Source organism: Mycolicibacterium monacense, from assembly GCF_010731575.1.
GTDB lineage: Bacteria > Actinomycetota > Actinomycetes > Mycobacteriales > Mycobacteriaceae > Mycobacterium > Mycobacterium monacense.
This window is the reverse complement of record NZ_AP022617.1, coordinates 4,780,643-4,806,402: the sequence shown is the minus strand read 5'-3', so window position 1 is coordinate 4,806,402 and position 25,760 is coordinate 4,780,643. Positions and strand designations below refer to the sequence as shown.

The window sequence follows — 25,760 nt, the reverse complement described above, 5'->3', positions numbered from 1 at the left end:
GCTGATGGTAGACCGCCGCGGCGACGCTCAGCGGGTGTCGGACAGTGAGCTGAAACGGCCGGAGTCCAGCGTGTGGATCATCTCGGCGGCAATCCACGTCACCGCGTCGTGGTCCCGGGGGATGGTGGCCTGCTCGTACCCGACCAGGACGTAGACGCACCACCGCGCGAAGACCTCCGCCTGCCGCTCGTCGCCGACGACCTCGAGCGACGACTCCCGCACGATGTCGAAACGCTGGCGGTCCACCGCGGCCTGGACGGCGTGCACGTCCGGGTCGATCGCGCTCCACACGCGGATCGCCGCCTCGGCGCCGTGCGGCAGCGCGAGCGCCTCCTCGATCAAGGTCTCGACGCGGCGGTGCGGATCTTTCTCCGCACGGACCGCCTCGACGATCCGCGTCACGGCATGGTGGCGCCAGTACTCGACGAGCTCACGCGTATAGGCCGACCAGTTCGCGAAGTAGTGGTAGAACGACCCCGTCGTGACGCCCAGTCGGTGACAGACCTCGGCGAGCTTCAGCCCGCCGTACCCCTGATCGGCGAGCACCGCGAGGCCCGTTTCGAAGTACCCCTCCCGAGTGACCACCGCCCCCATGAGACGAAACAATAGTTGCTGCGACTGATTTTGTGGCCGACGCCGCCACATGGCCCGCCGCGACTATTTCGCGGCCCGCCGCCGCGATTTGCTGAAAGTGCAGCCTCGGGCGCACGAAGGACACCACGTGCAGGTACAGAACGTTACCTATGGCACAATTTGACTGTGCCGCATACTGCCAGCCGGGGGCCGGGACGACCGCCCGCAGCGAAGGCCGCAGAGACACGTGAGCGCATCCTGCGTGCTGCTAGAGAGGTCTTCAGCGAACTCGGTTACGACGCTGCGACTTTCCAGGCGATCGCGATCCGGGCCGATCTGACCCGCCCGGCGATCAACCATTACTTCGCGAGCAAACGCGTCCTCTACCGCGAGGTGGTCGAACAGACCAATGCGTGGGTGATTAGCGCGGGAATGGAACGCGCCCACGGCGAAGGCACGCTGCTGGGCCGTTTGTCGGCGTTCTTCTCGGCCGCCATGCACGCCGAATCCGAAGACCGTTCGGCCGCCGCGTTTCTCGTCACCTCGGTCCTCGAATCGCAGCGGCATCCCGATCTGCGCAGCGACGAGCACGACGCGTTGCGGATGTCTCGTTCATTCGTGTCGTGGGCGGTCAACGACGCCATCGAACGCGGCGAGCTCAGCACCGACACCGACATCCCGTCGATCGTCGAGATGCTGGTCGCGGTCATGTGGGGAATGGGTTTCTATGCCGGCTATGTGGGCGGTCAGCAGGAGCTCGAGGTCATCGTCGAGAAGTTCGAGCTGCTGATGGCGAACAAGCTCTGGCAGCTCAACGCCTGACCGGGTGAGATCGGCCACAATCACATAGCTTGCCTAAGCTATTTCGGTAAGATTGCGTCACCACCCGATCTTGCCGAGCGCCGCCTCGTGTGCGGCGAAAGGACCCCGATGAGCTCTCTGCGCACAGCCGACGACACGTGGGACATCGCGACGAGCGTGGGGTCCACCGCCGTCATGGTGGCCGCATCCCGCGCCGCCGAGACCGAACGCGACGAGGCCCTGATCCGGGATCCGTACGCCAGGCTGCTCGTCACCGGGGCCGGCACCGGTATCTGGGAGTCCGTCCTCGACGCGAAGTTCGTCGAGACGGTCGCCGCGGCCGACGCCGAGGCCGCCGCCATCTTCGAGCACATGATCAGCTACCAGGCGGTGCGCACACACTTCTTCGACGCGTTCTTCACCGCCGCGGCCGAGGCGGGCATCCGCCAGATCGTCATCCTCGCCTCCGGCCTGGACTCGCGCGCGTACCGCCTGGACTGGCCGTCGGGCACCACGGTGTACGAGATCGACCAGCCCAAGGTGCTCGAGTACAAGTCCGCCACACTTGCCGAGCACGGTGTCGAACCGGCCGCGACCCGCCGCGAGGTGGGCATCGACCTGCGCCACGACTGGCCCGCCGCGTTGCGCGGCGCCGGATTCGACCCGTCCCGGCCGACGGCGTGGCTCGCCGAGGGACTGCTGATGTACCTGCCCGCCGACGCCCAGGACCGGCTGTTCGAGCAGATCACCGAGTTGTCGGCGCCGGGAAGCCGCGTCGCCGCCGAAACCGCGGGGGTGCAGGCCGAGGACCGCCGCCAGCAGATGCGCGAGCGCTTCGAGCGCATCGCCGAGAAGTTCGACATGACCGCGTCGCTCGACATCCAGCAGCTCATCTACGAGGACCCCGACCGCGCCGACGTCGCCGACTGGCTCGACGCCCACGGCTGGACCGCGACCGCCGTCAGCTCGCAGCAGGAGATGCGTCGGCTTGACCGGTGGGCCCTGCCCGCCGATCTGACCGACGATGATGCTTTTTCCAACTTCGTCACTGCCGAGAAGCTGTCGTGAGGCGGCAGGAGGCGGGCACGTCGAGCCTCGCCACCCGCGTCGGCCCCGAGGTGCTCACCACGGCGGCCGTCGCGAGCGTCACCGGCTGCGACGATCCGCTGGCCGCGGTGCTGCTCGGCCGGCCGAAGGTGATCGAGGTGTTGCAGCGCTCTGCCGAACTGATCGACCGGGTGCCCGCGCTGGCCGCGGCCCACCACCAGATCGCCGACTATCACGCGATGCGCAGCCGCTTCTTCGACGCCTACCTCGCCGACGCCGCGGCCGAGGGCATCCGCCAGTGCGTGGTGCTGGCAGCCGGGCTGGATACCCGCGCGTTCCGCTTGCCGTGGCCGGACGGTATGACGGTCTTCGAGATCGACCAGCCCACGGTGCTTCGGTACAAGGAGAACGCGCTGACCGCGCACGGCGCCCGGCCGGCCGCGGACTGGCACCCGGTCGGCGTCGAATCCGATATGCCGTGGCCGAGGCGGCTGTGGGAGTCGGGCTTCAACCACAACGAGCCGACGATCTGGCTGGCCGAAGGTCTGCTCCCGCTGCCGGACGCCACCCAGGACGCGTTGATCTCCGAGATCGACGGGCTCAGCGCGGCGGGCAGCCGGATCGCCTTCGACGACGTGCTCGGGATGTGCTCCGGGCGGTCCGATGCGCCGGGCTGGCTGACGTCGCGGGGGTGGTGGACCGACGTCGTGGAGGCCCGTCATCTGCCCGAACTGTCGGGCCGGCGCGACGACGATGCGCAGTCCTACACCGCGCACGCCGCCCTGGTGACCGCGGAGAAAATCGCCTAGCGCCGCGGAGCCCGGTGGGCGGGCCAACCGGTTGGTTACGATCGGGTCATCCCGGTCAGGAAGGACCAGCCATGACCACCGATTCCGCCGCCCAGGCCACTCAGGCCACCCAGGCCGCTCACGCCGACACCGACATCCCCGCCACCGTCGCCCGTCTTCGCCGCACCTTCGCGACCGGTCGCACCCGCGACATCGAATGGCGTAAACGCCAGCTGCGTGCCCTCGAACGGTTGATGGTCGAGAACGAGACGGCGATCGCCGCCGCGCTCGAACAGGACCTCGGCCGCAAACCCTTCGAGGCATGGCTGGCCGACATCGCCAGTGTCGCCGGTGAGGCCAAGGACGCCGCGAAGAACGTGCGCAAGTGGACGCGGCGGCGCTACCGGATGCTGGAGCTCTCGCAGCTGCCCGGGCTCGGCTGGGTCGAGTACGAACCGTTCGGCACGGTGCTGATCATCGGTGCGTGGAACTTCCCGTTCGCGCTGACGCTGGGTCCGGCCGTCGGGGCGATCGCCGCCGGTAACACCGTGGTGCTCAAACCCTCCGAGGTCGCGCCGGCCTGCTCGGCGTTGATGGCCGATCTGGTGCCGCGCTACCTCGACAACGAGGCGATCGTCGTGGTCGAGGGGGACGGCTCCGTCAGCCAGGAACTCATCGCGCAGGGATTCGACTATCTGCTCTACACCGGCGGTACGGAGATCGGCCGCAAGGTCTACGAGGGCGCCGCCCCGCACCTGACCCCGGTGACGCTGGAACTGGGCGGCAAGAGCCCGGTGATCGTGACCGCCGACGCCGACATCGACGTGGCCGCCAAGCGCATCGCCTGGACGAAGCTGATCAACTCCGGACAGATCTGCATCGCCCCCGACTACGTGCTGGCCGACGCGAAGATCCGCGATCAGCTCGTCGACAAGATCAAGGCCGCGGTGCAGACGTTCGAGTCCGAGAACCCCGAGGGTAAGCGCATCGTCAACGAGCGGCACTTCGACCGGCTCACCACCGCGCTGGCCGCGACCAAGGGCGACGTCGTGATCGGCGGCGGTTCGGACGCGTCGAAGATCAGCATCCAGCCGACCGTCGTCGTCGACCCCGATCCCGCCGAACCGCTGATGACCGACGAGATCTTCGGACCGATCCTGCCGATCGTCACCGTCCAATCCCTGGACCAGGCAATCGATTTCGTCAACGCGCGGCCGAAACCGCTGGCGGCCTACCTGTTCACCAAGACCAAGGCGATCCGCGAGCGGGTGGTCAAGGACGTGTCGTCCGGCGGCATGGTGGTCAACCACCTGTTGTTCCACTTCGCCACGAGCAAACTGCCGTTCGGCGGTGTCGGCCCGTCCGGAATGGGCGCCTACCACGGCCGGTTCGGCTTCGAGACTTTCAGCCACCACAAGACCGTGATGACCAAGCCCACCCGACCCGACGTGGGCGCCTTCATCTACCCGCCGTATACAGAGAAGGCTTGGAAACTCGCCCGTCGCCTCTTTTAGCGATTTCGGCGTGCCTGGTCGCGCTGAGCGCGACCGAGCACGCCGAAATCACAACTGAACCCGAAAGGACACCCATGCCAGGAGTGCAGGATCGCGTCATCGTCGTCACCGGAGCCGGCGGAGGGCTGGGCCGTGAGTACGCGCTGACGCTCGCCCGCGAGGGTGCCGCCGTCGTCGTCAACGACCTCGGCGGTGCGCGCGACGGCACCGGCGCCGGATCGGCGATGGCCGATCAGGTCGTCGACGAGATCAAGGCCGCGGGTGGCCGGGCCGCGGCCAACTACGACTCCGTCGCCGAACCCGAGGGCGCCGAGAACATCATCAAGACCGCGATCGACGAGTTCGGCAAGGTCGACGGCGTGGTGAGCAACGCGGGCATCCTGCGCGACGGCACGTTCCACAAGATGACGTTCGAGAACTGGGACGCGGTGCTCAAGGTCCACCTGTACGGCGGGTACAACGTGATCCGTGCGGCGTGGCCGCACTTCCGTGAGCAGAGCTTCGGCCGCGTCGTCGTCGCCACCTCGACCAGCGGGCTGTTCGGCAACTTCGGCCAGGCCAACTACGGCGCAGCGAAACTCGGCCTCGTCGGCCTGATCAACACGCTGGCCCAGGAAGGCGCGAAGTACAACATCAAGACCAACGCCGTCGCACCGATCGCCGCGACCCGGATGACGCAGGACATCCTGCCGCCGGAGGTCTTCGAGAAGCTCACGCCGGAGTACGTCGCGCCGGTCGTCGCGCACCTGATGACCGAGGAACTGACCGACACCGACTCGATCTTCATCGTCGGCGGCGGCAAAATACAACGGGCAGCGCTCTTTCAGAACGAAGGTACTACCTTCACCAAGGTGCCCACCCTCGACGACGTCGCGTCCCGGTGGGGTGAGATCACCGATCTGTCCGCAGCGCAGCAGGCCAGCTTCAAGCTCGGCTGACTGTGAAAGCGCTTCTCGCGCAGGAACTCTCGGGGCCATCCGGTCTGGTCTACACCGATGTCGATGATCCCGTCTCCGACGAGGCGGTGATCATCGACGTCGGTGCGGCCGGCGTCTGCTTTCCCGACCTCCTGCTGTTGCGCGGTGAGTACCAGCTCAAGCTGGAGCCGCCGTTCATCCCCGGTATGGAGGTGGCCGGTACGGTCCGGTCGGCGCCCGACTCGTCCGGATTCGTGCCCGGGCAACGGGTTTCGGCGTTCACGTTGATGGGCGGTTTCGCCGAACGGGTCGCGGCGTTGCCCGACAGTGTGATTCCGACGCCCGACGGGGTCGACGACGCCTCGGCGGCGGCGCTGCTGGGCAACTACTACACGATGCAGTTCGCCCTGGCCCGCCGCGGCGGGCTGACGCCGGGGGAGACCGTGCTGGTGCTCGGTTCGGCCGGCGGTGTGGGCACCGCGGCCATCCAGCTCGCGAAGGCGCAGGGCGCCAAGGTGATCGCGATGGTTCACCGTCCCGGCGCCGAGGAGTTCATCCGCGGTCTGGGCGCCGACGTGGTGCTGCCGCTGACCGACGGGTGGCGACAAGCCGTCCTCGACGCCACCGACGGGCGCGGCGTCGACATCGTGGTCGACCCGATCGGCGGTCCCGCCTTCGACGACGCGGTGCGGGTGCTGGCTCCGGAGGGGCGGCTGCTGGTGATCGGATTCGCCGCGGGCGGCGGCATACCCACCGTGAAGGTGAACCGGTTGCTGCTGCGCAACGTGAGCGTCGTCGGGGTCGGCTGGGGCGAATTCGTCAGGCGCAACCCGAGTGCGCAGGCTGCCGTCGGCGCCGAATTGGCGGCCCTGGTCGAGGCGGGTCTGCGTCCGCCCCCGCCCGTGTGCTATCCGCTCGCCGAGGGTCCGGCGGCGTTGCAGGCGCTGGCCGACGGGGGGATCAAGGGCAAGTTGGTCCTGCAACCGTGACGAGCGTCAGCGTGTTGGCGTTCGACGTCTTCGGGACCGTCGTGGACTGGCGGTCCAGTGTCATCGCCCAACTCGAGGAGTTCGGGCGTGCGCACGGGGTGGACGCCGACTGGGCGGCGTTCGCCGACGCCTGGCGGGCCGGCTATGTGCCGTCGATGGACCGGGTGCGCCGCGGTGAGCTGCCGTGGACCCGACTCGACGACCTACACCGGATGACGCTCGTCGATCTGCTTGCCGCCGAGCACATCTCGGTCGGGGACGAGGCCGTCGACGAGCTCACCCGGGCCTGGCACCGGCTGGACCCGTGGCCCGACAGCGTCGCGGGACTGACGCGGCTCAAACGCCGCTACGTCATCACCCCGCTGTCCAACGGCAACGTGTCACTGCTGACGAACATGGCCAAGCGGGCCGGGCTGCCATGGGACTGCGTCCTGTCGGCCGAACTGTTCCGGCACTACAAACCCGACCCCGAGGCCTATCTCGGCTGCGCCGACCTGCTCGACGTCGCCCCCGATGAGCTGATGCTCGTCGCCGCGCACCGATCCGATCTGCGCGCCGCACGCGAGGCGGGTCTGCGCACCGCATACGTGTCCCGGCCACTGGAATACGGCCCCGGACGGCAGGTCCGGATGCCGGCCGAGGGCGAATTCGACGTGCTGGCAAGCGATTTTCTTGATCTGGCGGACCAGCTCGGGGCATGACCGGGCAGCGTACCGTGGGGGAGTGGACACCGCGCTGACCATGGCTCAACGGCTGCTCGCCGACCCGCCCGAACACCCCGACGTCAGCAAGGGATATCTCGACCTGCTGACCGACGGCGGTGACCGCAACACCGGAACGATCCAGGCGGTGTGGTCGTCGCGGCTCGGATCGCTGCTCTACGACAACTCGCAGACGGTGATCCGGCGGGTGTCGGCTGCGTGGCAGCTACCGCTGGAGTGGCTGAACGTGCCGGTCGGGGGAGTGGCCCTCGACGTCGGCAGCGGCCCGGGCAACATCACCGCGGCACTGGGCCGCGTGGTCGGTCCGGGCGGACTGGCGCTGGGCGTCGACATCTCGGAGCCGATGCTGGCGCGCGCGGTCCGGGCGGAGGCGGGTCCGAACGTCGGGTTCATCCGGGCCGACGCCCAACGGTTGCCGTTGCGGGACGAATCCGTCGACGCGGTCGTCTCGGTGGCGATGCTGCAGCTGATCCCCGACCCGACGGCCGCGATGGCCGAGATGGTGCGGGTACTGCGACCCGGTCGGCGCATGGCCGTCATGGTGCCGACCGCGGGACAGATGGCACGGCTGATCAACGTGTTGCCCAACGCCGGGGCGCGGGTGTTCGACGAGGACGAACTGGGCGACGCGCTCGAGGGGCTCGGCCTGGTCGGGGTGCGGACGAAGACCATGGGCACCGTCCAGTGGGCGCGCGGTCGGCGACCGTGAGCACCGGGGGTCTGCTTCTCGTCGCGTTGGCGGTCGCCGTCGGCATGGTCGGCATCGTGGTGCCGCTGTTGCCCGGGACGCTGCTGGTGTTCGGCGCCATCGCGGTGTGGGCCGTCGTCGAGCAGAACGTCACCGCGTGGGTGACGCTCGGCGTGGTGACCGTGATCCTCGGGGCGGCGCTGCTGATCAAGTACCTCTGGCCGATGCGGCGGATGCGTGCGGCCGACGTGCGGACCATGAGCCTGGTGGCCGGCGGTGTGCTGGGCGTGATCGGGTTCTTCGTGATCCCCGTGCTCGGGCTGGTGATCGGTTTCGTCGGCGGGGTGTACGTGGCCGAACTCGGTGTGCGCCGCGACCAGCGGGTGGCGTGGGCGTCGACGGTGCATGCGGTCAAGGGCGTCGCGCTGTCGGTGGGCGTCGAGTTGGCGGGCGCGCTGCTCGCGACGGTGGCGTGGGCGGTCGGGGTCTACCTGACGTAGTAGCGATTTGCGTAACGCTGGGGCGGAATTCCGACCCGAAGATCGCCGTGACGTTACGCAAGCCGGTCCCAGGCGACCCGCAGCCGCCGAACGACTGTCGCTTCGGAATCGGCAGCGGTGATCCTCACAACGCTCCAACCGCACTCGATCATCTCCTCCAGCCGGCGGATGTCTTTGTCGAATGCGCTGCGGGTCATTCGGTGGTGCTTGCCTTCGTACTCGACAGCAAGTCGCCTGTCCTGCCATCCGATGTCCACGACCCCGATCAGCACGCCGTATTCGTTGTAGACGGGGACCTGCGTTTCCGGCCGTGGGAACCCGGCTCGGATGATCACCAGTCGAAGCCAGGTCTCCTTGGGAGATTCCGCGCCCGCGTCGACGAGTTCGATGGCCTTGCGTGCCCGGGACATGCCGTGCCGTCCGGGGCGAAAGGTGGCGGCCATGACGTCGTCCACCGAGATTCGGGTCGCTCGGGCGAGCGCGTCGATGGCCGCGACGGCGGTGTTCAACGGATAACGCCGCGCCAGATCCACCGCCGTGCGGACGGGAGTGGTCACGCGGATCCCGTCGACTTCCCCGATCTCGTCGTCCTCGAGACGGTCGGCCCACACCTCGAGTGCACGGGTGCGGCGCCTGTTCGCGTCGATCACGGTCGCGGGTCGGCCGGGATCGATCCACCTCGCGCCGTGCAAGGCCGAGGCCGAGAAGCCCGCCAGCACGCCGTGACCACGCGTCCGCAGCCAGGCCGCTTTGGCGCGCACCACGGCGGTGACTTCGGCGTCCCGCGGGAGGTACACGTCGTGGTGGACCGCAACGAACCGCGTGCGCAGCGCGTGGCGGGTCAGAGCGCCGGCCTCGAGGGCGGCGCTGCCGATGAACGGCTCGGACATGGCAGCAGCATGCCGATCGCGACTGACACCCCCGACTTGCGTAACGCTGTGGCGGAAATCAGGTGCTGAAATCGCCGTGGCGTTACGCAAATCAGCCGCGCAGCGTGGACCTCAGCCGCGCGAGCTCGTCCGCCGACACGCCGGCCGCCGAGAGGTAGCCCTCGAGCGAGCCGTACTCGCCGGCGATGGTGCGGAACGCGGCGTCGAGGTACTCCTCGCGCACGCCGAGCACCGACTCGGTCAGACGGGCCTCCGCCATCTCCAGCACCTCGGGTGTCTCGGCCGCCCGCTCACGCACGGTCACCAGGATGCTCTCGCGCAGTTGCGGTACCGCGGTGTTGCTGTGCAGGTAGTCGGCCATCACCGCCTCGCGGTCCACCCCCGCGGCCTCCAGCACGACCGCGACGGTGAAGCCGGTCCGGTCCTTCCCGGCAAAGCAGTGCGCCAGCACGCGGCGGCCGGAACCCAGCAGCGTGACCACCTGCCGCACGGCGCGCTGGGCCAGCGGTGCGCTCGCGATGCGGGCGTACTCCTCGGTCATGTAGCGCGCGGCGGCGGCAGCGATCGACTCACCCTCGGGTTTGTCGGTCATCATCCGCTGGAAGGCGTGTTCGTGCGGGGCCTCCGCGTCCGAGGCGACGGTCTCGATGAACGGCAGATGGTGGATGTCCACTCCGGCGGGGACCCGGCCCGGGCCGTGCCGTTCGAGCTCGCGCAGCGTGCGCAGGTCGGCGACGTCGGTGACGCCGTAGCCGCTCAGCGCGGCGCGACCCTCGTCGTCGAGGCGCGACAGCTCACTGGCGCGGAAGAACACCCCGGGGGCGACGCCCGTGTGCGAGGAGACGTCGCGGAAGTTCCACGCGCCCGACAGTTCGTCGCCGGCCGAGGCCACTAGCGGCACACCGCGGCTGCGAACGGGGACTTCTCGCGGCCCAGTTCGGCGCGCGCGATGGTCCGCATGTGCACCTCGTCGGGGCCGTCGAACAGCCGCATCGCGCGGTGCCACGCGTAGAGCCGGGCCAGCGGGAAGTCGTCGGACACCCCGGCCCCACCGTGCACCTGGATCGCGCGGTCGATGACGTCGCAGGCGACCTGCGGGGCCACCGACTTGATCTGCGACACCAGCACGTGCGCGGCCTTGTTGCCCTCCTGGTCGATGGTCCACGCCGCCTTGTGGCACAGCAGCCGGGCCATGTCGATCTCGTTGCGGGACTTGGCAATCGCCTCGCGCACCACACCCTGTTCGGCCAGCGGCTTGCCGAAGGCCACCCGCTTCTGGACGCGGTCGATCATCAGCGCCAGCGCCCGCTCGGCGGCACCGAGGGCCCGCATGCAGTGGTGGATGCGGCCCGGGCCGAGCCGGGCCTGGGCGATCGCGAAACCGCTGCCCTCTTCGTGCAGCAGGTTCTCGACGGGCACGCGGACGTTGTCGAACACGATCTCGCAGTGGCCGTGCTGGTCCTGCCAGCCGAACACGGGAAGCGACCGCTGGATGTCGACGCCGGGGGTGTCGGCGGGCACCAGGATCATCGACTGCTGCTGATGGCTGGCCGCATCCGGGTTGGTGCGGCCCATCACGATGAGGAGCTTGCAGCGCGGATCGGCCGCGCCGGTGATCCACCACTTGCGGCCGTTGATCACGTAGTCGGATCCGTCACGCAGCATCGTCGTCTCGATGTTGCGGGCGTCGGAGGAGGCGACGGCCGGTTCGGTCATCGCGAACGCGCTGCGGATCTCGCCGTTCAGCAGCGGGTCGAGCCACTGCTTGCGCTGCTCATCGTTGGCGAAGAGGTGCAGGGTCTCCATGTTGCCGGTGTCGGGGGCGGCACAGTTGATCACCTCGGGGGCGATCTCCATGCTCCACCCGGACAGTTCGGCCAGTTCCGCGTACTCCAGGTTGGACAACCCGGATTCCGACGGCAGGAATAGGTTCCACAGGCCGCGTTCCTTGGCCAGCTTCTTGAGGTCCTCGACGACCGGCGGGACCGTGTGGTCCTTCGGTCCGGCCTCCTCGCGGTAACGGTGGTAGTCCGCCTCGGCGGGGAAGACGTGCTCGACCATGAAATCGGTGAGCCGCTGGTGGTAGTCGAGCGCCTTGGCCGACATCGCGAAGTCCATGCCGTCACGATATGACGATGCCCACGCAGACGGTCCGCCGGGCCACTGTCGGTGACCGAGAGCCCGACGTTCCATCCGCGGCCGGCCGCGGACGCCAGGACGGCTTCGAGCGGGTCTGCTACGGCGAACGGCTCAGCGTGCCGTGAGCGAGCGCGAGATGACCAGCCGCTGAATCTGGTTCGTGCCCTCGAAGATCTGCGTGATCTTGGCTTCGCGCATGTAGCGCTCGACCCGGAAGTCGCGGGTGTAGCCGACGCCGCCGAGCACCTGCACCGCGTCGGTGGTCACCTTCATCGCCGCATCCGTCGCGATCAGCTTGGCGACGCTGGCCTGGGTCGAGTACGGCAGGCCGAGGTCGCGCCGCCGCGCGGCATCCAGGTAGGTGGCCCGGGCGCTGACCACGGCGGCGGCCATGTCGGCGAGCAGGAAACCCAGCCCCTGATGGTCGATGATCTTGCGGCCGAACGTGGTTCGCTCGTTGGCGTAGCGGGTCGCCTCGTCGAGTGCGGCCTGCGCCAGACCGACGGCCACCGCCGCGATACCCAACCGTCCGGAGTCCAGCGCGGAGAACGCGATCTGCAGACCCTGACCCTCCGCGCCGATGCGCCGGTCGGCGTCGACGCGGGCCTCGTCGTAGTGCGCCGTCGTCGTCGGCACCGCGTGCAGACCCATCTTCTCCTCCGGCTTGCCGAAGGACAGCCCGGGCTGGCCACCGGGGATCAGGAAGCAGCTGATCCCGCGAGACCCCTCGCCGGTTCGCGCGAACAGCGTGTAGAAGTCGGCCCTCCCGCCGTGGGTGATCCACGACTTCTCACCGGTGATCACGTACTTACCGTCGGAAGGCACAGCCGCACAACGCAATGCCGCCGCATCGGAACCGGCCTGCGGTTCGGACAGGCTGTACGCGCCGATCTGGGAGCCCGACAGCATGCCGGGCAGCCAGCGTTGCTTCTGCTCGTCGGTGCCGAAGGCCAGCAGCGGGTGCGACGACAGGCTGTGCACGCTGACCGCCACCGCGACCGCCGCCCACCGCGCCGCAATCTCCTCGAGCACCTGCAGGTAGACCTCGTACGGTTGACCGCCGCCACCCCACTCCTCCGGCTGCGGCAGGCTCAGCAGCCCCGCCGCGCCCAGCTGGGCGAAGACGCCCTCGGGGTAGGTCTCGGTCTTCTCGTGCTCGTCGACGATGGGGTCGAGCACCTTGTCGGCGATGTCACGGGTCAGCGCGATGAGCTCGCGCGCCTCGTCGGAGGGCAGCAGACGGTCAACCGGCATCTGACCTAGACCTTCTCGGGGACCGTGAGCGCCGCGTTGATGGCGTCGACCCGGTCTTTGGCGTCACCGAACAGCATCTGGGTGTTGTCGCGGAAGAACAGCGGGTTCTGCACGCCGGCGTAGCCGGAGGCCATGGAGCGTTTGAACACGATGACGTGGTTCGCGTTCCACACCGTGAGGACGGGCATGCCGGCGATCGGGCTGCCCGGATCCTCGGATGCGGCGGGGTTGACGGTGTCGTTGGCGCCGATGACGAGTACGACGTCGGTGTCGGCGAAGTCGTCGTTGATCTCGTCCATTTCGAGCACGATGTCGTAGGGCACCTTGGCCTCGGCGAGCAGCACGTTCATGTGGCCGGGCAGGCGGCCGGCGACGGGATGGATGCCGAACCGGACGTTGACGCCCCGTTCGCGCAGTTTGCGGGTCAGGTCGGCGACCCCGTACTGGGCCTGGGCGACGGCCATCCCGTAGCCCGGTGTGATGATCACCGAACTGGCCGAGGACAGCAGCTCGGCGGCGCCCTCGGCGTTGATCTCCCGATGCTCGCCGTAATCCTTGTCCTCGGCGGGCCCGGCCTCGATCCCGAAGCCTCCGGCGATCACCGAGATGAACGACCGGTTCATCGCCTTGCACATGATGTAGGACAGGTAGGCGCCCGAGGACCCGACCAGTGCGCCGGTGACGATCAGCAGGTCGTTGGCCAGCAGGAAGCCCGACGCCGCGGCGGCCCAGCCGGAGTAGCTGTTGAGCATCGACACCACCACGGGCATGTCGCCGCCGCCGATCGAGGCGACCAGGTGCCAGCCCAGCAGCAGCGCCAGCACGGTCACCACGACGAGCAGCCACAGCTGCGGATCGATGACGAACCACACCGTCAGGGCGGCGAAGGCCACGAGAGCCCCGACGTTGAGAGCGTTCTTACCGGGCAGCATCATCGGCGCGGATTTGATCCGGGCCGACAGTTTGAGGTTGGCCACGATCGAGCCGGTGAACGTGACCGCCCCGATGAACACACCGATGACGACCTCGGCCGAGTGGATGCCGAGCATGCCTTCGGCGGCGATCGCGGCCGCCTCGGCGCCGTCGGGCTGACCCTCGACATGCAGGTAGCCGTTCCAGCCGACCAGCACGGCGGCCAGGCCGACGAACGAGTGCAGCAGCGCGATCAGTTCGGGCATACCGGTCATCTCGACCACCTTGGCGCGCCACAGTCCGATCACGGCGCCGATGACCATGGCGCCGATCAGCAGCCCCAGGCCGAGCGGCTCGATGTCGTGATCGAGGGCCAGCGCGATGGTCGCGATCAGGGCGACGGCCATCCCGGCGATGCCGAAGGTGTTACCCGCCCTCGAGGTCTCGTGCTTGGACAGTCCGGCCAGGGCGAGGATGAACAGGATGGCCGCGACGACGTAGGCCGCCGTCGCGGTGGTTTCCAGTGACAACATTCCTCAGCTCCTCGAGAACATGGCCAGCATGCGGCGGGTCACGGAGAACCCACCGAAGACGTTGATGCTGGCGAGCAGGATCGCCACCGTGGCGATTGCGGTGACCACCGGATCGCCGTGCCCGATCTGCAGGAGGGCGCCGACGACGATGATCCCGGAGATCGCGTTGGTCACCGACATCAGCGGGGTGTGCAGGGCATGGTGCACGTTGCCGATCACGTAGTAGCCGATGACGATGGCCAGCGCGAAAACCGTCAGGTGGACCTGGAGTGCGGCCGGTGAAAGGGCGATGAGCACGAACAGCGCCGCGGCGGCGGCGAAGGTGATGCCCAGTCGGCGGCCCATCGACATCGGCTGCTTGGCGGGTTTGTGCTCGACAGGCGCCGCGGCCTTGGCGGCCGGTGCGGCCGACACCTGCACCGGTGGCGGCGGCCAGGTGACCTCGCCGTCGCGGATCACGGTCACCGAGCGCTGCACCACGTCGTCGAAGTCGAGCGTGAGCTGCCCGTCCTTGTTGGGGGTGAGCAGTTTGAGCAGGTTGACCAGGTTGGTGGCGTAGAGCTGGGAAGCCGTGGCGGGCAGCCGCCCGGCCAGGTCGGTGTAGCCGATGATCGTCACCCCGTTGTCGGTCACGATCGCCTGGTCCTTCACGGTGCCCTCGACGTTGCCGCCGTTGGCCGCGGCCATGTCGACGATCACGCTGCCCGACTTCATCGAGGCCACCATGTCGGCGGTGATGATCCGCGGGGCCGGCCGGCCCGGGATGAGCGCGGTGGTGATGATGATGTCGACGTCCTTGCACTGCTCGGCGTACAGCGCCGCCTCGCGGACCTTGTAGTCCTCGCCCATCTCCTTGGCGTAACCGGTGGCCGACACCTCCGCGGCCGCCGGGTCGACGGCCAGGTACTCCCCGCCCAGGGACGCGACCTGATCGGCGACCTCCGGGCGTGGATCGGTGGCCCGCACGATCGCCCCGAGGCTGCCCGCGGCGCCGATGGCGGCCAGACCCGCCACGCCGGCGCCGACGACGAGCACCTTGGCCGGCGGCACCTTGCCCGCGGCGGTGACCTGACCGGTGAAGAACCGGCCGAAGGTGTGCGCGGCCTCGACCACCGCGCGGTAGCCCGCGATGTTGGCCATCGACGACAGCACGTCGAGTGACTGTGCCCGCGAGATCCGTGGGACGGCGTCCATGGCCAGCACGGTGATCCGGCGCGTCGACATCTTCTCGACGAGCTCGGGGTTCAGCGCCGGCGAGATCAGACCGACGAGGGTCGCCCCGTCTCGCAGCGCCGCGATCTCGGCGTCGGTAGGTGCGTTGACCTTCAGCACCACATCTGCCGACCACGGATCGCCTATCTCCGCCCCGGCCTCGACGTAGGCGGCGTCGGGGAAACTGGAGGCCACTCCGGCGCCGGATTCGACGACGACCGAGTATCCGAGCTTGGTGATCTGCCCGACCGTCTGCGGTGTGGCGGCTACGCGTGTCTCGCCGGGCTGAGACTCGCGCGGTATCGCGATGAGCATCGGCACAGTTTGGCATCCGCGGGAGCGGAATGCGTGGCCGCCCTCGCCGCCGGTCAGGCGGTCATCAGATAGTCGGTCTTACCAACGTAGACGATGCTCGGGGGGAACGGGGTTCGGGTCGCGCCCACGATCGCCTCGGCGAACTCGTCGGCGGTCGGCAGCGGGCGCAACGTCGGACCGTCGATCCGGTCACCGGAGACCACGGTGAGGTGGATGCCGGCATGGGCGAGGACCGAACGCATCCCGTACAGGGCGGTCTCCCCGGCGCGCTTGCTCGCCGCGACGGCGACGTACCCCTTGGGCACCGCCTTGTTCGGGAAGAAGTGCGCCTGATGGCTGGTGACGAACACGATGCGGGCGCCTGCCGGCATCAGAGGCACGGCCAACTGGGCGAGGCGACGCTGCGCATCGCGGTTGAGGCGCATGGCGTACCGGGGGTCGGCGCCGAGTTCGGCCCGGCTCGCCGTGTTGAGGACCAGCGCGTCCAGACGTCCGAAGCTCGCCGCGACGGAGTCCATCAGCGTCGCCGCCTCCGCTTCGTCGGAGATGTCGGCGCCCAGCGTGGACGCGCGACCACCCGCGTCGCGGATGGCGCCCGCGACAGCGTCCGCGGCGCCGGAGTGCTCGCGGTAGTGGACTACGACGTGGGTGTCGGGGCCGGCGAGATGCCGGGCGACCTCGGCGCCGATGCCCCCTGAGGCACCCGTGATCAGGACGATCCGTTCGGGTCCATGGTGCATGTCTGGCTCCTTCCTCGACCGAGCGATGCAGCCACCGTACACCCGGATTAAGGAAGTTAAGGAAAAGATAAGGTAACGGTAAGGCAGCTTATGCTGCGGTTTTCTCGGCGGTGGTGCGGCGGCCCGTCAGCGGGTACATGGACACGTCTGACCCCACCTCTGACCGATGGAAGGATCACCCCGCCTTGGCCGCTCTCACCCTGTGCCTGGCTCTGTTGGCGGCCACCGTCGTCCTCGCCCCCGCGGCGCAACGCCTCTCCGTGCCGTATCCGGCGGTGATGCTGGCGTTCGGGCTGGCGCTGGCGTTCATCCCGGGCGTCCCGGTGCTGTCGCCGAATCCCGAACTGATCCTTCCGCTCGTCCTGCCGCCGCTGCTGTTCGCCGCCGCCCGGCGCACCTCCTGGCGGGAGTTCCTCGACAATCGCCGCCCCATCGCGCTGCTGGCCGTCGCGTTGGTCGGCGTCACCGCCGTCGCGGTCGGCGCGACGCTGCACGCCCTGGTGCCGACCGTCCCGCTGATCGCGGCGATCACCCTCGGCGCGGCCGTCGCCCCACCGGACGCCGTGGCCGCCACCGCGGTCGCCCAGAAGCTCGGCATCCCGCGACGGCTGCGCACGATTCTCGAGGGGGAGGGGCTGTCCAACGACGCCACCTCGCTGGTGCTCTACGAGGTGGCCGTCGCCGGCACGATGACCGGCGCGTTCTCCGCCTGGGGCGCGGGTGAGGCACTCGGGCTCGCCGTCGTGCTCGGTGTCCTCGTTGGTCTTGCCATCGCCGTCGCCACCCGCTGGCTGATCAACAAGCTGCCAGCGCACCCGGCGGGCAGCGGTCTGGTCCTGGTCGTGCCGTTCGCGGCCTACGCCGCCGCGGACGCCGTCCACGGCAGCGGCGTGCTCGCGGTGGTCACGGTGGCCCTCGCGATGAGTCGCTACGGCGACACCCAGTCGTCGCAGACCCGACTGGCCACCGGGACGACATGGGAGATCGTCGAACTGCTGTTGACCGGTTCGGCATTCGCGTTCGTGGGGCTGCAGATGCGGGCAGTCGCCGACAGCATCGACATGACCTTCTGGGAACTGCTCCAACAGGGGCTGATCATCACGCTGGTGGTGATCGTCGTGCGGTTCCTGTGGATCTTCCCGGTCGCCACCATCGACGAACGGATGCACCGGCGCAAAGCGCACGTGGCCGAGCCGATCGGCTGGCGGGAGATGACCGTCTCGTCATGGGCGGGGATGCGGGGTGTGGTGACACTGGCCGCCGTCCTCGCGCTGCCACCCCAGTTCCCCGAGCGTGAACGGCTGGTGTTCTACGCGTTCGTCGTCATCGTCGTCACCCTGCTGCTGCAGGGCCTCACGTTGCCGACCGTGGTGCGGCGGCTCGGCGTGCGCGCCTCTCCTCACGAAGAGGACGACGCGGTGCAGGCGCTGATCCGGCGGGCCCGCGACGCCGGCTTCGAACGCCTCGACGAAATCCGCGCGCGCGAGGAAGCCGACCCCGAGGTCATCGAACACGCCCGCGACAACGCCGAGCGGATGTGGCAGTCGGTCGGGTTCGCCCCGCCCGACGCCGAATCCCACCACGCGCACACCGACCACGCGATGACGCTCAACGCGCTCAAGGACGAGATACTCGCGGCCGCCCGCGAAGCCGTCGTCAAGGCGCGTTCGGAATCGGGCACGGATCCGACGGTCGTCGACCGGGTGTTGCGCCGCCTCGACACCCGCGGCAGCCAGCCCGAATAAACTCACGCGGATCGCAATCATTTGCCGATCGCGACGGTGCCGGTAGCAATATCCCGGTGAACACCGCGCTGTCCGACGACTGCTGTCGCTGAAGCCTTCTCGCTCACCTTCTTCAGCCACAGAAAGTCGCCACAGTGTCGGTCTTCGTCGATCTCACGCCGGACGAGTCGCAACTCGACTCACCCGTCGCGCCGCCGCGCGGCAAGTGGGCGGGCCGCCTGACCCGCGCCGCGCTGCCTCTCATCTCGGTCGCGGTGTTCACCGGGCTCTGGCAGCTCGCGGCCGCCAGCGGTATCTGGAACCAGACCTTCGTGCCGTATCCGGGCACGGTGGTTCGGGCGTTCATCGAGGTGTCCACCACCCACGACGGCACCCGCGGCTACGCCGGGTACCTGCTGGTCGAGCACCTCTACATGACACTGCGCCGGGTGCTGGCCGGTGTCGTCATCGGTGTGGCGCTCGGGGTGCTGCTCGGGCTGGTCATGGGCTCCGTCAGCTGGGTGCGCAGCGTGCTCGAACCGTGGCTGACGTTCCTGCGGGCGCTGCCGCCGCTGGCCTACTTCTTCCTGTTGGTGATCTGGCTGGGGATCGACGAGGCGCCGAAGATCACGCTGCTCGCCCTGGCGGCGCTGCCCCCGGCGGCGGTGGCGACGACGGCCGCCGTACTGGCCGCGCCCGTCGGCCTGACCGAGGCGGCGCGCGCGCTGGGCGCCTCCCGCGGAGAGGTCATCCGCGATGTGGTGGTGCCCTCGGCGCTGCCCGAGACGTTCACCGGCATCCGCCTCGCGGTGGGGATGGCCTATTCGTCGGTGGTCGCCGCGGAACTGTTCAACGGTCTGCCCGGCGTCGGCGGCCTGGTCAAGGACGCCAGCAACTACAACAACACCCCGGTCGTCCTGGTCGGCATCTTCGCCATCGGCATCTCGGGTCTGATCATCGATGGTCTGTTGCGCACGATCGAACGTCGCAGTACCCCCTGGATTGGAAAGGTCTAGAAAGATATGAGACTCAAAGCCCTTGCCGCCGTGGCGGTCACGATGCTGGCGGTGGCCGGCTGCTCGGTCGACACGTCCGGTCAGGATGCCGGGAAGCAGACGATTCGCATTGCCTACCAGAGCTTCCCGAGCGGCGACCTGATCGTGAAGAACAACCGCTGGCTCGAGGATGCGCTGCCGGACTACAACATCAAGTGGACGAAGTTCGACTCCGGCGCCGACGTCAACACCGCGTTCATCGCCAAGGAGGTCGATTTCGGCGCGCTGGGTTCGAGCCCCGTGGCCCGTGGCCTGTCGGCCCCGCTGAACATCCCGTACAAGGTGGCGTTCGTGCTCGACGTCGCAGGCGACAACGAGGCGTTGGTGGCGCGCAACGGAAGCGGCGTCAACACGATCGCCGATCTGCGGGGTAAGCGCGTCGGCACGCCGTTCGCCTCGACCGCGCACTACAGCCTGCTCGCCGCGCTGGACCAGAACGGGTTGTCGCCCAACGATGTTCAGCTCGTGGACCTGCAGCCGCAGGCCATCCTGGCGGCGTTCGACCGCGGTGACATCGACGCCGGGTACTCGTGGTTGCCGACCCTGGATCAGCTTCGCCGCAACGGCAAGGACCTGATCACCAGCCGACAGCTGGCCCGCGACGGTAAGCCCACGCTCGACCTGGCCGTGGTGGCCGACGAGTTCGCCGAAGCCCATCCGGACGTGGTCGACATCTGGCGTCAGCAGGAGGCCCGCGCACTGACCGTCATCAAGGACGACCCCGACGCCGCCGCCAAGGCCATCGCCGCCGAAATCGGGTTGACGCCCGAGGAGGTCGCCGGACAGCTCACCCAGGGCGTGTACCTGACACCCGCGGAAGTGGCCTCGCCGGAGTGGCTGGGCTCCGAGGGTGCGCCGGGCAACATCGCGGTCAACCTGGAGAGCGCGTCGCAGTTCCTCGCCGAGCAGAAGCAGATCCCGGCCGCCGCACCGTTGAAGACCTTCCAGGATGCGATCTACACCAAGGGTCTACCCGGTGCCATCACCCAGTGACGGGGCCATCCGGCTGCGCGGTGTCTCCCACCGGTACGGCCGCGGCGGTCAGGAGGTCACCGCGGTCGGGCCCGTCGACCTGACCGTCGAACCCGGGGCGTTCCTGGTGCTGGTCGGCGCCTCGGGGTGCGGTAAGAGCACGCTGCTGCGACTGCTCGCCGGCTTCGAGGCGCCCACCGAGGGAACGATAGCGGTGGCCGGCGCCCCGCCCACCCCGGGTGTGACTGCGGGGGTGGTGTTCCAGCAGCCCCGGCTCTTCCCGTGGCGAACCGTCGGTGGAAACGTCGACCTCGCGCTGAAGTACGCGCGGGTGCCCCGTGAGCGGCGGGCCGAACGGCGCGAGCAACTGCTGGCCCGGGTGGGTCTGGAGGGCACCGCCGACCGGCGTATCTGGGAGATCAGCGGCGGTCAGCAGCAGCGGGTCGCGATCGCGCGGGCGTTGGCGGCCGAGACGCCGCTGTTCCTGCTCGACGAACCGTTCGCCGCGCTCGACGCGCTGACGCGCGAACGATTGCAGGAGGACGTGCGTCAGGTCAGCGCCGAATCGGGGCGCACCACGGTGTTCGTCACGCACAGCGCGGACGAGGCGGCCTTCCTCGGATCGCGCATCGTGGTGCTCACCCGCAGGCCGGGTCAGGTGGCGCTCGACCTGCCGGTGGATCTGCCGCGTACGAATGTCGACCCCGACGAGCTGCGGCGTTCGCCGGAGTACACGGAACTGCGGGCGGAAGTGGGCCGCGCGGTCAAGGCAGCCGCGGCGTAGCCGCGAATCAGGCGGGAGCGGCGTAGCCGCGAATCAAGCCGGAGCGGCGTAGCCGCGAATCAAGCCGGAGCGGCGTAGCCGCGAATCAAGCTGGAGCGGCCTGAGTTCTAGACCGGCGGATAGGCCGGCGGCGGGTAGCCGCCGCCCGGGCCGGAGACCCCGCGCAATCCCCAGAAGAAGTAGTTGAAGAAGTACTCGATCTCGTCGCTCGCGTCGTAATCGGGATTCGGGTCCATTTGGTACCTCCGGGTGCGACGCGGCCGTTTGTTGGCAGTCTAGACGCAGGGTGGCGGACGTGGACAGGGGTCGGTGGCATTGCCATAGACTGACCGACCAGCCAGTTGATAGACGCCCGTACCGCGGGCCCGTCGATAGTGAGTCGCCATGTCTGCCGAAGCCTCGCCGAACGGCTCGACGCGGCGCGATGAGCTGCTGAGGGTCGCCACCAAGCTGTTCGCCGCCCGCGGCTACCACGGCACCCGGATGGATGACGTCGCCGACGCCGTCGGCCTGAACAAGGCCACGGTGTACCACTACTACGCGAGCAAGTCGCTCATCCTCTACGACATCTACAAAGGCGCCGCCGACTTCACCGTCGACGCACTGCACGACGATCCGACGGCGTCGGCCCGCGAGACGATCTACCACTTCACCCGCCGGTTGCTCGTCGGCATCGCCAACGACATCGAGCGCGCCGCCGTGTACTTCCAGGAGGGCCCCTACATCGGCGAGTGGTTCACCGAGGAGCAGGTCGAGTACATCCGCGAGAAGGAGACCCAGGTCTACGAGCACGTGCGTGACGTGATCGACCGGGGCATCGCCAGCGGCGAGTTCTACGACTGCGATTCGCACGTGCTGGCGCTCGGCTACATCGGGATGACGCTGGGCGCCTACCGCTGGCTGCGGCCCCAGGGCCGGCGCACCGCACAGGAGATCGCCGAGGAGTTCAGCACCGCACTGCTGCGCGGGCTGATCCGCGACGAGGCGGTGCGCACCGAGTCACCGCTGGGCGTGGACGTCCGGACGGGAGTAGGCAGTGACTGACCTGTTCTCACTCGACGGCAAGGTCGCCGTGGTCACCGGGGGCGGCCGCGGGATCGGCGTGATGATCGCCCGCGGGCTGTTGCAGGCGGGGGCGTCGGTCTACCTGTCCAGCCGCAAGGAGGCCGAACTCGCCGCGGCGGTGGACGAACTGTCGCCGCTGGGCCGGGTCGAGGCCGTACCCGCCGATCTCGGGACCGCCGAGGGTGTGCAGACGCTGTCCGATGCGCTCGCCGCCCGCGAGGACCGGGTGCACGCGCTGTTCAACAACGCCGGCGCGAACTGGGGTGCGCCCTTCGCGGAGTTCCCCGAGTCCGGGTTCGACCGCGTCTTCGACGTCAACGTCAAGGGTGTCTTCCTACTCACCCGCGCCCTGGTGCCGTTGCTCGAAGCCGCTGCGACGGAACAGGATCCGGCCCGGGTGGTCAACACCGGCAGCGTCGACGGCTTCCACACGCCGGAGAAGGGCCGCAACAACTTCTCCTACTCGGCGAGCAAGGCCGCCGTGCACATGCTGACCAAACACCTGGCGACCGAACTGGCGCCGAAGATCCTCGTCAACGCGATCGCGCCCGGCCTGTTTCCGTCGCGGATGACCAAGGTGCTGCTCGCCGCCGGTGAGGAGGCCGTCGGCGCGGCGCTGCCGCTCGGCCGCGTCGGTGCGCCCGACAACATGGCCGGGATCGCGGTGTTCCTGGCCAGCCATGCCAGCGCCTACATCACCGGCGCGATCATCCCCGTCGACGGCGGCGTCAGCACGATCCGATGAAATCGACGCTGCTGTCGCGCCGCGACCTGGACTTCCTGCTCTTCGAGTGGCTCCGGGTCGACGAGCTGACACAGCGGCCACGATTCGCCGACCATTCGCACGACACGTTCACCGGCGTGCTCGACCTGTGTGAACAGCTCGCCGAACGGTACTTCGCCCCCCACAACAAGAAGAGCGACGCCCACGAACCGACCTTCGACGGCGAGAAGGTGACAGTGATCCCCGAGGTCAAAGAGGCCTGGGAGGCGTTCGCCGCGGCGGACCTGCTGGCGATGGGGATGGACGCCGAACTCGGCGGCGCGCAGCTGCCCGCGACGGTCGCCCAGGCCGCGTTCGCGTGGATCTCGGCGGCGAACCTCGCCACGTCGGGCTACCTGATGCTCACGATCGCGAACGCGAATCTGCTGGCCGAGTTCGGAACGGCCGAGCAGATCGACAGGTTCGTCAGGCCGATGCTGGCCGGGCGGTTCTCCGGCACGATGGCGCTGTCCGAGACGCAGGCCGGATCGTCTCTGGCGGATATCACCACCCGCGCCGAACCGCGGGACGACGGCACCTACCGGCTGTTCGGGTCGAAGATGTGGATCTCCGGCGCCGAGCACGAGATCACCGAGAACATCGTCAACCTGGTGCTGGCGAAGATTCCCGGCGGCCCGCCGGGCACCAAGGGCATCTCGCTGTTCGTCGTGCCGAAATACCTTGTCGCCGAGGATGGTTCGGTGGGTGAGCGCAACGACGTGGTGCTGGCCGGGCTGAACCACAAGATGGGCCAGCGCGGCATCACCAACACCGTCCTCAACTTCGGCGAGGGGGTCTTCAACCCGGGCGGCGAGCCCGGCGCGGTCGGCTATCTGGTCGGCGAACCGCACCGCGGCATCACCTACATGTTCCGGATGATGAACGAGGCACGCCTGGGTGTCGGCATGGGCGCGGTCGCGCTCGGCTACACCGGCTACCTGAAGTCGGTGAAATACGCCCGCGAACGCCCGCAGGGCAGGCCGGTCACCGCCAAGGACCCGGCCACACCGCAGGTGCCGATCATCGAACACGCCGACGTGAAGCGAATGTTGTTGGCGCAGAAGTCCTATGTCGAGGGCGCGCTGGCACTCGCGCTGTACTGTGCGCGGCTGGTCGACCTCGGCGACAACCAGGATCTGCTCGACATCCTCACGCCCGTCGCCAAGAGTTGGCCGTCGCAGTGGTGTCTGGAGGCCAACAGCCTGGCGATCCAGGTCCACGGCGGCTACGGCTACACCCGCGAATACGACGTCGAACAGCACTACCGCGACAACCGCCTCAACCCGATCCACGAGGGGACCCACGGCATCCAGAGCGTGGATCTGCTCGGCCGCAAGGTCACCCAGCGCGGTGGCGCAAGCCTGCGCGCGGTGGGCGGGGCGCTGGCGGCGACGGTGGCCGCCGCGGGTGAATGCGGTGGTGAGGCAGCGTCATTGGCGGAGGAACTCGACGCGCGGTGGCAGCGGCTGGTCGCCGTCACCACCGCGATGTTCGGCTCCGGCGACATCGAGGCGGCGATGGCCAACAGCGTCGTCTACCTCGAGGCGTTCGGGCACGTGGTGATCGCCTGGATGTGGCTCGAGCAGTTCCTCGCCGCCGAGGGCCGGACCGGTGACTTCTACGACGGCAAACGGCAGGCGGCGCGGTTCTTCTACCGGTACGAGCTGCCGAAGGTCGGACCCCAGCTCGACCTGCTCGACAGCCTGGACCGGACCACGCTGGAGATGCGTCCCACCTGGTTCTGAGCCTGGTCCTAGTCGAACTCGATGACCTGGCGGACGGCCTTGCCCTCGGCCAGGCGGTCCATACCGGCATTGATCTCGTCGAGTGAGATCGTCGAGGACACCAGGGTTTCCACCGGGAGACGACCAGAGCGCCACAGCTCGACGAACCGGGGGATGTCGCGGGCCGGCACCGCCGACCCGAGGTAACTGCCGATCAGGGACCGGCCTTCGGCGACGAAACCCAACGGCGACACCGAGATCCGCGCATCGGGGCGGGGGAGGCCGACGGTGATCGTGCGGCCACCAGGAGCGGTGTGCGCGATCGCGGTCTCGAGTGCGGAGGGGTGGCCGACCGCTTCGATGACCACCGCTGCCTTGAGGCCCCGTTCAGCGGCCTCCTCCGGGGTGTAGGCGGCGTTGATGCCCATCGCGCGGGCTCGGTCGAGTTTGTCCTCCAGCTGGTCGATCCCGACGACGTCCACGCCGTCGTGCGCCATGGCGGTGATCATCGCGGCCATCCCGACGCCGCCGAGGCCGACCACGACGACGGTCTGGCCGGGTTGCGGTTTGCCGACGTTGAGCACCGCGCCCCCGCCGGTGAGGACCGCGCAACCGAGCAGCGACGCGACGACCGGTGGGACGTCGGCGTCGACGGCGACCACCGAATGCCGGTCCACCACGGCGTAAGTGGCGAAACCGGACACCCCGAGGTGATGGTGCACCGGTTGGCCGTCGCGGTGCAGCCGGATGTCGCCGTGCATGAGGGTGCCGGCGCTGTTGGCCGCGGTGCCCGGTTCGCACGGGGTGAGACCGCCGGTGGCACAGGCGGTGCAGTGGCCGCAGCGCGGCAGGAACGTCATCACAACCCGCTGACCCACCTCGAGGTCGGAGCCGCCCGGACCGATCTGCTCGACGATGCCGGCGGCTTCGTGGCCGAGCAGCATCGGAACCGGCCGCACGCGGTTGCCGTCGACGACCGAGAGATCCGAGTGGCACAGACCCGCGGCCTCGATCCGGATCAGCAGTTCGTCGGGGCCGGGCGGATCGAGCTGGAGTTCGGACACGGACAGCGGCGCGGACTCGGTGAAAGGGCGGGGCCGGCCGATCTCTTCGAGGACGGCGCCGCGGATCGTCATGGT

At 68.9% G+C, this 25,760-nt stretch carries 27 protein-coding genes; 17 read left to right on the top strand and 10 right to left on the bottom strand.

What is annotated here, in order from left to right:
• Positions 1-27: 27 nt before the first annotated feature.
• The gene (locus tag G6N49_RS22950; RefSeq protein WP_064876207.1) at positions 28-594 is read right to left on the bottom strand and encodes a TetR/AcrR family transcriptional regulator; all 567 of its coding nucleotides are present in this window, start codon (positions 592-594) and stop codon (positions 28-30) included.
• 165 nt (positions 595-759) lie between these two features.
• Here G6N49_RS22950 and G6N49_RS22945 point away from each other — a divergent pair, with 165 nt between their 5' ends.
• The 9 genes from G6N49_RS22945 to G6N49_RS22905 all read left to right on the top strand — a co-directional run bounded on the left by G6N49_RS22945 (position 760) and on the right by G6N49_RS22905 (position 8,539).
• Entirely contained in the window at positions 760-1,395 is a 636-nt protein-coding gene (locus G6N49_RS22945) for a TetR/AcrR family transcriptional regulator (RefSeq protein WP_011557515.1), read from the top strand.
• Positions 1,396-1,503: 108 nt separating this feature from the next.
• Positions 1,504-2,442 (top strand): class I SAM-dependent methyltransferase, encoded by a 939-nt coding sequence (locus G6N49_RS22940; protein ID WP_064876205.1) that lies wholly within the window; start codon positions 1,504-1,506, stop codon positions 2,440-2,442.
• The gene (locus G6N49_RS22935) at positions 2,439-3,230 is read left to right on the top strand and encodes an SAM-dependent methyltransferase (protein ID WP_011557517.1); all 792 of its coding nucleotides are present in this window, start codon (positions 2,439-2,441) and stop codon (positions 3,228-3,230) included. Before G6N49_RS22940 ends, G6N49_RS22935 begins: the two co-directional genes overlap by 4 nt.
• Positions 3,231-3,301: 71 nt before the next feature.
• Positions 3,302-4,723, top strand: a complete 1,422-nt coding sequence (locus G6N49_RS22930) for an aldehyde dehydrogenase family protein (RefSeq protein ID WP_064876204.1) — start codon at positions 3,302-3,304, stop codon at positions 4,721-4,723.
• 74 nt (positions 4,724-4,797) lie between these two features.
• Entirely contained in the window at positions 4,798-5,661 is an 864-nt protein-coding gene (locus tag G6N49_RS22925; protein ID WP_011557519.1) for an SDR family oxidoreductase, read from the top strand.
• Positions 5,662-5,663: 2 nt separating this feature from the next.
• Entirely contained in the window at positions 5,664-6,629 is a 966-nt protein-coding gene (locus tag G6N49_RS22920; protein WP_064876202.1) for an NADPH:quinone oxidoreductase family protein, read from the top strand.
• The gene (locus tag G6N49_RS22915) at positions 6,626-7,330 is read left to right on the top strand and encodes a haloacid dehalogenase type II (protein ID WP_234786955.1); all 705 of its coding nucleotides are present in this window, start codon (positions 6,626-6,628) and stop codon (positions 7,328-7,330) included. Before G6N49_RS22920 ends, G6N49_RS22915 begins: the two co-directional genes overlap by 4 nt.
• Before the next feature lie 40 nt (positions 7,331-7,370).
• A complete protein-coding gene (locus G6N49_RS22910) occupies positions 7,371-8,060 on the top strand; it encodes a methyltransferase domain-containing protein (protein WP_179967861.1) in 690 nt (229 codons plus the stop codon).
• Positions 8,057-8,539, top strand: coding sequence for a DUF456 domain-containing protein (locus G6N49_RS22905; RefSeq protein ID WP_083044578.1), 483 nt, complete (start codon positions 8,057-8,059; stop codon positions 8,537-8,539). Before G6N49_RS22910 ends, G6N49_RS22905 begins: the two co-directional genes overlap by 4 nt.
• A 53-nt stretch (positions 8,540-8,592) precedes the next feature.
• Here G6N49_RS22905 and G6N49_RS22900 read toward each other — a convergent pair whose 3' ends face one another.
• The 3 genes from G6N49_RS22900 to G6N49_RS22890 form a co-directional block, all read right to left on the bottom strand.
• Entirely contained in the window at positions 8,593-9,429 is an 837-nt protein-coding gene (locus G6N49_RS22900) for a type IV toxin-antitoxin system AbiEi family antitoxin (RefSeq protein WP_011854194.1), read from the bottom strand.
• A 91-nt stretch (positions 9,430-9,520) separates the two neighbouring features.
• Positions 9,521-10,321: a tyrosine-protein phosphatase gene (locus G6N49_RS22895; RefSeq protein WP_011557525.1), complete on the bottom strand. Its 801-nt coding sequence runs from the start codon at positions 10,319-10,321 to the stop codon at positions 9,521-9,523.
• Entirely contained in the window at positions 10,321-11,547 is a 1,227-nt protein-coding gene (locus G6N49_RS22890; RefSeq protein WP_085975361.1) for an acyl-CoA dehydrogenase family protein, read from the bottom strand. Before G6N49_RS22890 ends, G6N49_RS22895 begins: the two co-directional genes overlap by 1 nt.
• Before the next feature lie 17 nt (positions 11,548-11,564).
• On the opposite strand from G6N49_RS22890, the gene G6N49_RS29725 reads away from it, so the two are divergent.
• Positions 11,565-11,693 (top strand): hypothetical protein, encoded by a 129-nt coding sequence (locus tag G6N49_RS29725; protein WP_268793762.1) that lies wholly within the window; start codon positions 11,565-11,567, stop codon positions 11,691-11,693.
• Here the strand turns inward: G6N49_RS29725 and G6N49_RS22885 are convergent.
• From G6N49_RS22885 to G6N49_RS22870, 4 genes are read right to left on the bottom strand one after another with little or no spacing between them, the layout of a single operon-like run.
• Positions 11,680-12,822 (bottom strand): acyl-CoA dehydrogenase family protein, encoded by a 1,143-nt coding sequence (locus tag G6N49_RS22885; protein WP_011557527.1) that lies wholly within the window; start codon positions 12,820-12,822, stop codon positions 11,680-11,682. The genes G6N49_RS29725 and G6N49_RS22885 overlap by 14 nt on opposite strands.
• A 5-nt stretch (positions 12,823-12,827) precedes the next feature.
• The gene (gene pntB, locus G6N49_RS22880) at positions 12,828-14,267 is read right to left on the bottom strand and encodes a Re/Si-specific NAD(P)(+) transhydrogenase subunit beta (protein ID WP_011557528.1); all 1,440 of its coding nucleotides are present in this window, start codon (positions 14,265-14,267) and stop codon (positions 12,828-12,830) included.
• 3 nt (positions 14,268-14,270) lie between these two features.
• Positions 14,271-15,794 carry a Re/Si-specific NAD(P)(+) transhydrogenase subunit alpha gene (locus G6N49_RS22875; protein WP_011557529.1) on the bottom strand — a complete coding sequence of 508 codons (1,524 nt, stop codon included), beginning with the start codon at positions 15,792-15,794 and terminating at the stop codon, positions 14,271-14,273.
• A 53-nt stretch (positions 15,795-15,847) separates the two neighbouring features.
• Positions 15,848-16,534, bottom strand: a complete 687-nt coding sequence (locus G6N49_RS22870) for an SDR family oxidoreductase (RefSeq protein WP_011557530.1) — start codon at positions 16,532-16,534, stop codon at positions 15,848-15,850.
• A 137-nt stretch (positions 16,535-16,671) separates the two neighbouring features.
• Between G6N49_RS22870 and G6N49_RS22865 the strand changes: the two genes are divergently transcribed.
• From G6N49_RS22865 to G6N49_RS22850, 4 genes are all read left to right on the top strand, one after another.
• On the top strand, positions 16,672-18,279 hold the full coding sequence (locus tag G6N49_RS22865; protein ID WP_011854195.1) for a Na+/H+ antiporter: 1,608 nt from the start codon (positions 16,672-16,674) through the stop codon (positions 18,277-18,279).
• A gap of 134 nt (positions 18,280-18,413) precedes the next feature.
• Positions 18,414-19,274: an ABC transporter permease gene (locus G6N49_RS22860; RefSeq protein ID WP_011854196.1), complete on the top strand. Its 861-nt coding sequence runs from the start codon at positions 18,414-18,416 to the stop codon at positions 19,272-19,274.
• A 6-nt stretch (positions 19,275-19,280) separates the two neighbouring features.
• Positions 19,281-20,306, top strand: coding sequence for a taurine ABC transporter substrate-binding protein (locus G6N49_RS22855; RefSeq protein WP_011854197.1), 1,026 nt, complete (start codon positions 19,281-19,283; stop codon positions 20,304-20,306).
• A complete protein-coding gene (locus tag G6N49_RS22850; RefSeq protein WP_011557534.1) occupies positions 20,290-21,069 on the top strand; it encodes an ABC transporter ATP-binding protein in 780 nt (259 codons plus the stop codon). Before G6N49_RS22855 ends, G6N49_RS22850 begins: the two co-directional genes overlap by 17 nt.
• Before the next feature lie 107 nt (positions 21,070-21,176).
• Here G6N49_RS22850 and G6N49_RS22845 read toward each other — a convergent pair whose 3' ends face one another.
• A complete protein-coding gene (locus G6N49_RS22845) occupies positions 21,177-21,305 on the bottom strand; it encodes a hypothetical protein (protein ID WP_011557535.1) in 129 nt (42 codons plus the stop codon).
• 148 nt (positions 21,306-21,453) lie between these two features.
• Here G6N49_RS22845 and G6N49_RS22840 point away from each other — a divergent pair, with 148 nt between their 5' ends.
• Genes G6N49_RS22840 through G6N49_RS22830 form a run of 3 tightly spaced genes read left to right on the top strand, consistent with a single transcriptional unit; the run spans position 21,454 to position 24,642 of the window.
• Positions 21,454-22,113: a TetR/AcrR family transcriptional regulator gene (locus G6N49_RS22840; protein ID WP_011557536.1), complete on the top strand. Its 660-nt coding sequence runs from the start codon at positions 21,454-21,456 to the stop codon at positions 22,111-22,113.
• On the top strand, positions 22,106-22,879 hold the full coding sequence (locus G6N49_RS22835; protein ID WP_011854198.1) for an SDR family oxidoreductase: 774 nt from the start codon (positions 22,106-22,108) through the stop codon (positions 22,877-22,879). Before G6N49_RS22840 ends, G6N49_RS22835 begins: the two co-directional genes overlap by 8 nt.
• Positions 22,876-24,642 (top strand): acyl-CoA dehydrogenase, encoded by a 1,767-nt coding sequence (locus tag G6N49_RS22830; protein ID WP_011854199.1) that lies wholly within the window; start codon positions 22,876-22,878, stop codon positions 24,640-24,642. The genes G6N49_RS22835 and G6N49_RS22830 overlap by 4 nt, the downstream gene beginning before the upstream one ends.
• An 8-nt stretch (positions 24,643-24,650) precedes the next feature.
• Here G6N49_RS22830 and G6N49_RS22825 read toward each other — a convergent pair whose 3' ends face one another.
• Complete coding sequence (locus G6N49_RS22825) at positions 24,651-25,757, bottom strand: alcohol dehydrogenase catalytic domain-containing protein (protein ID WP_085975440.1); 1,107 nt, start codon at positions 25,755-25,757, stop codon at positions 24,651-24,653.
• Positions 25,758-25,760: the final 3 nt, after the last annotated feature.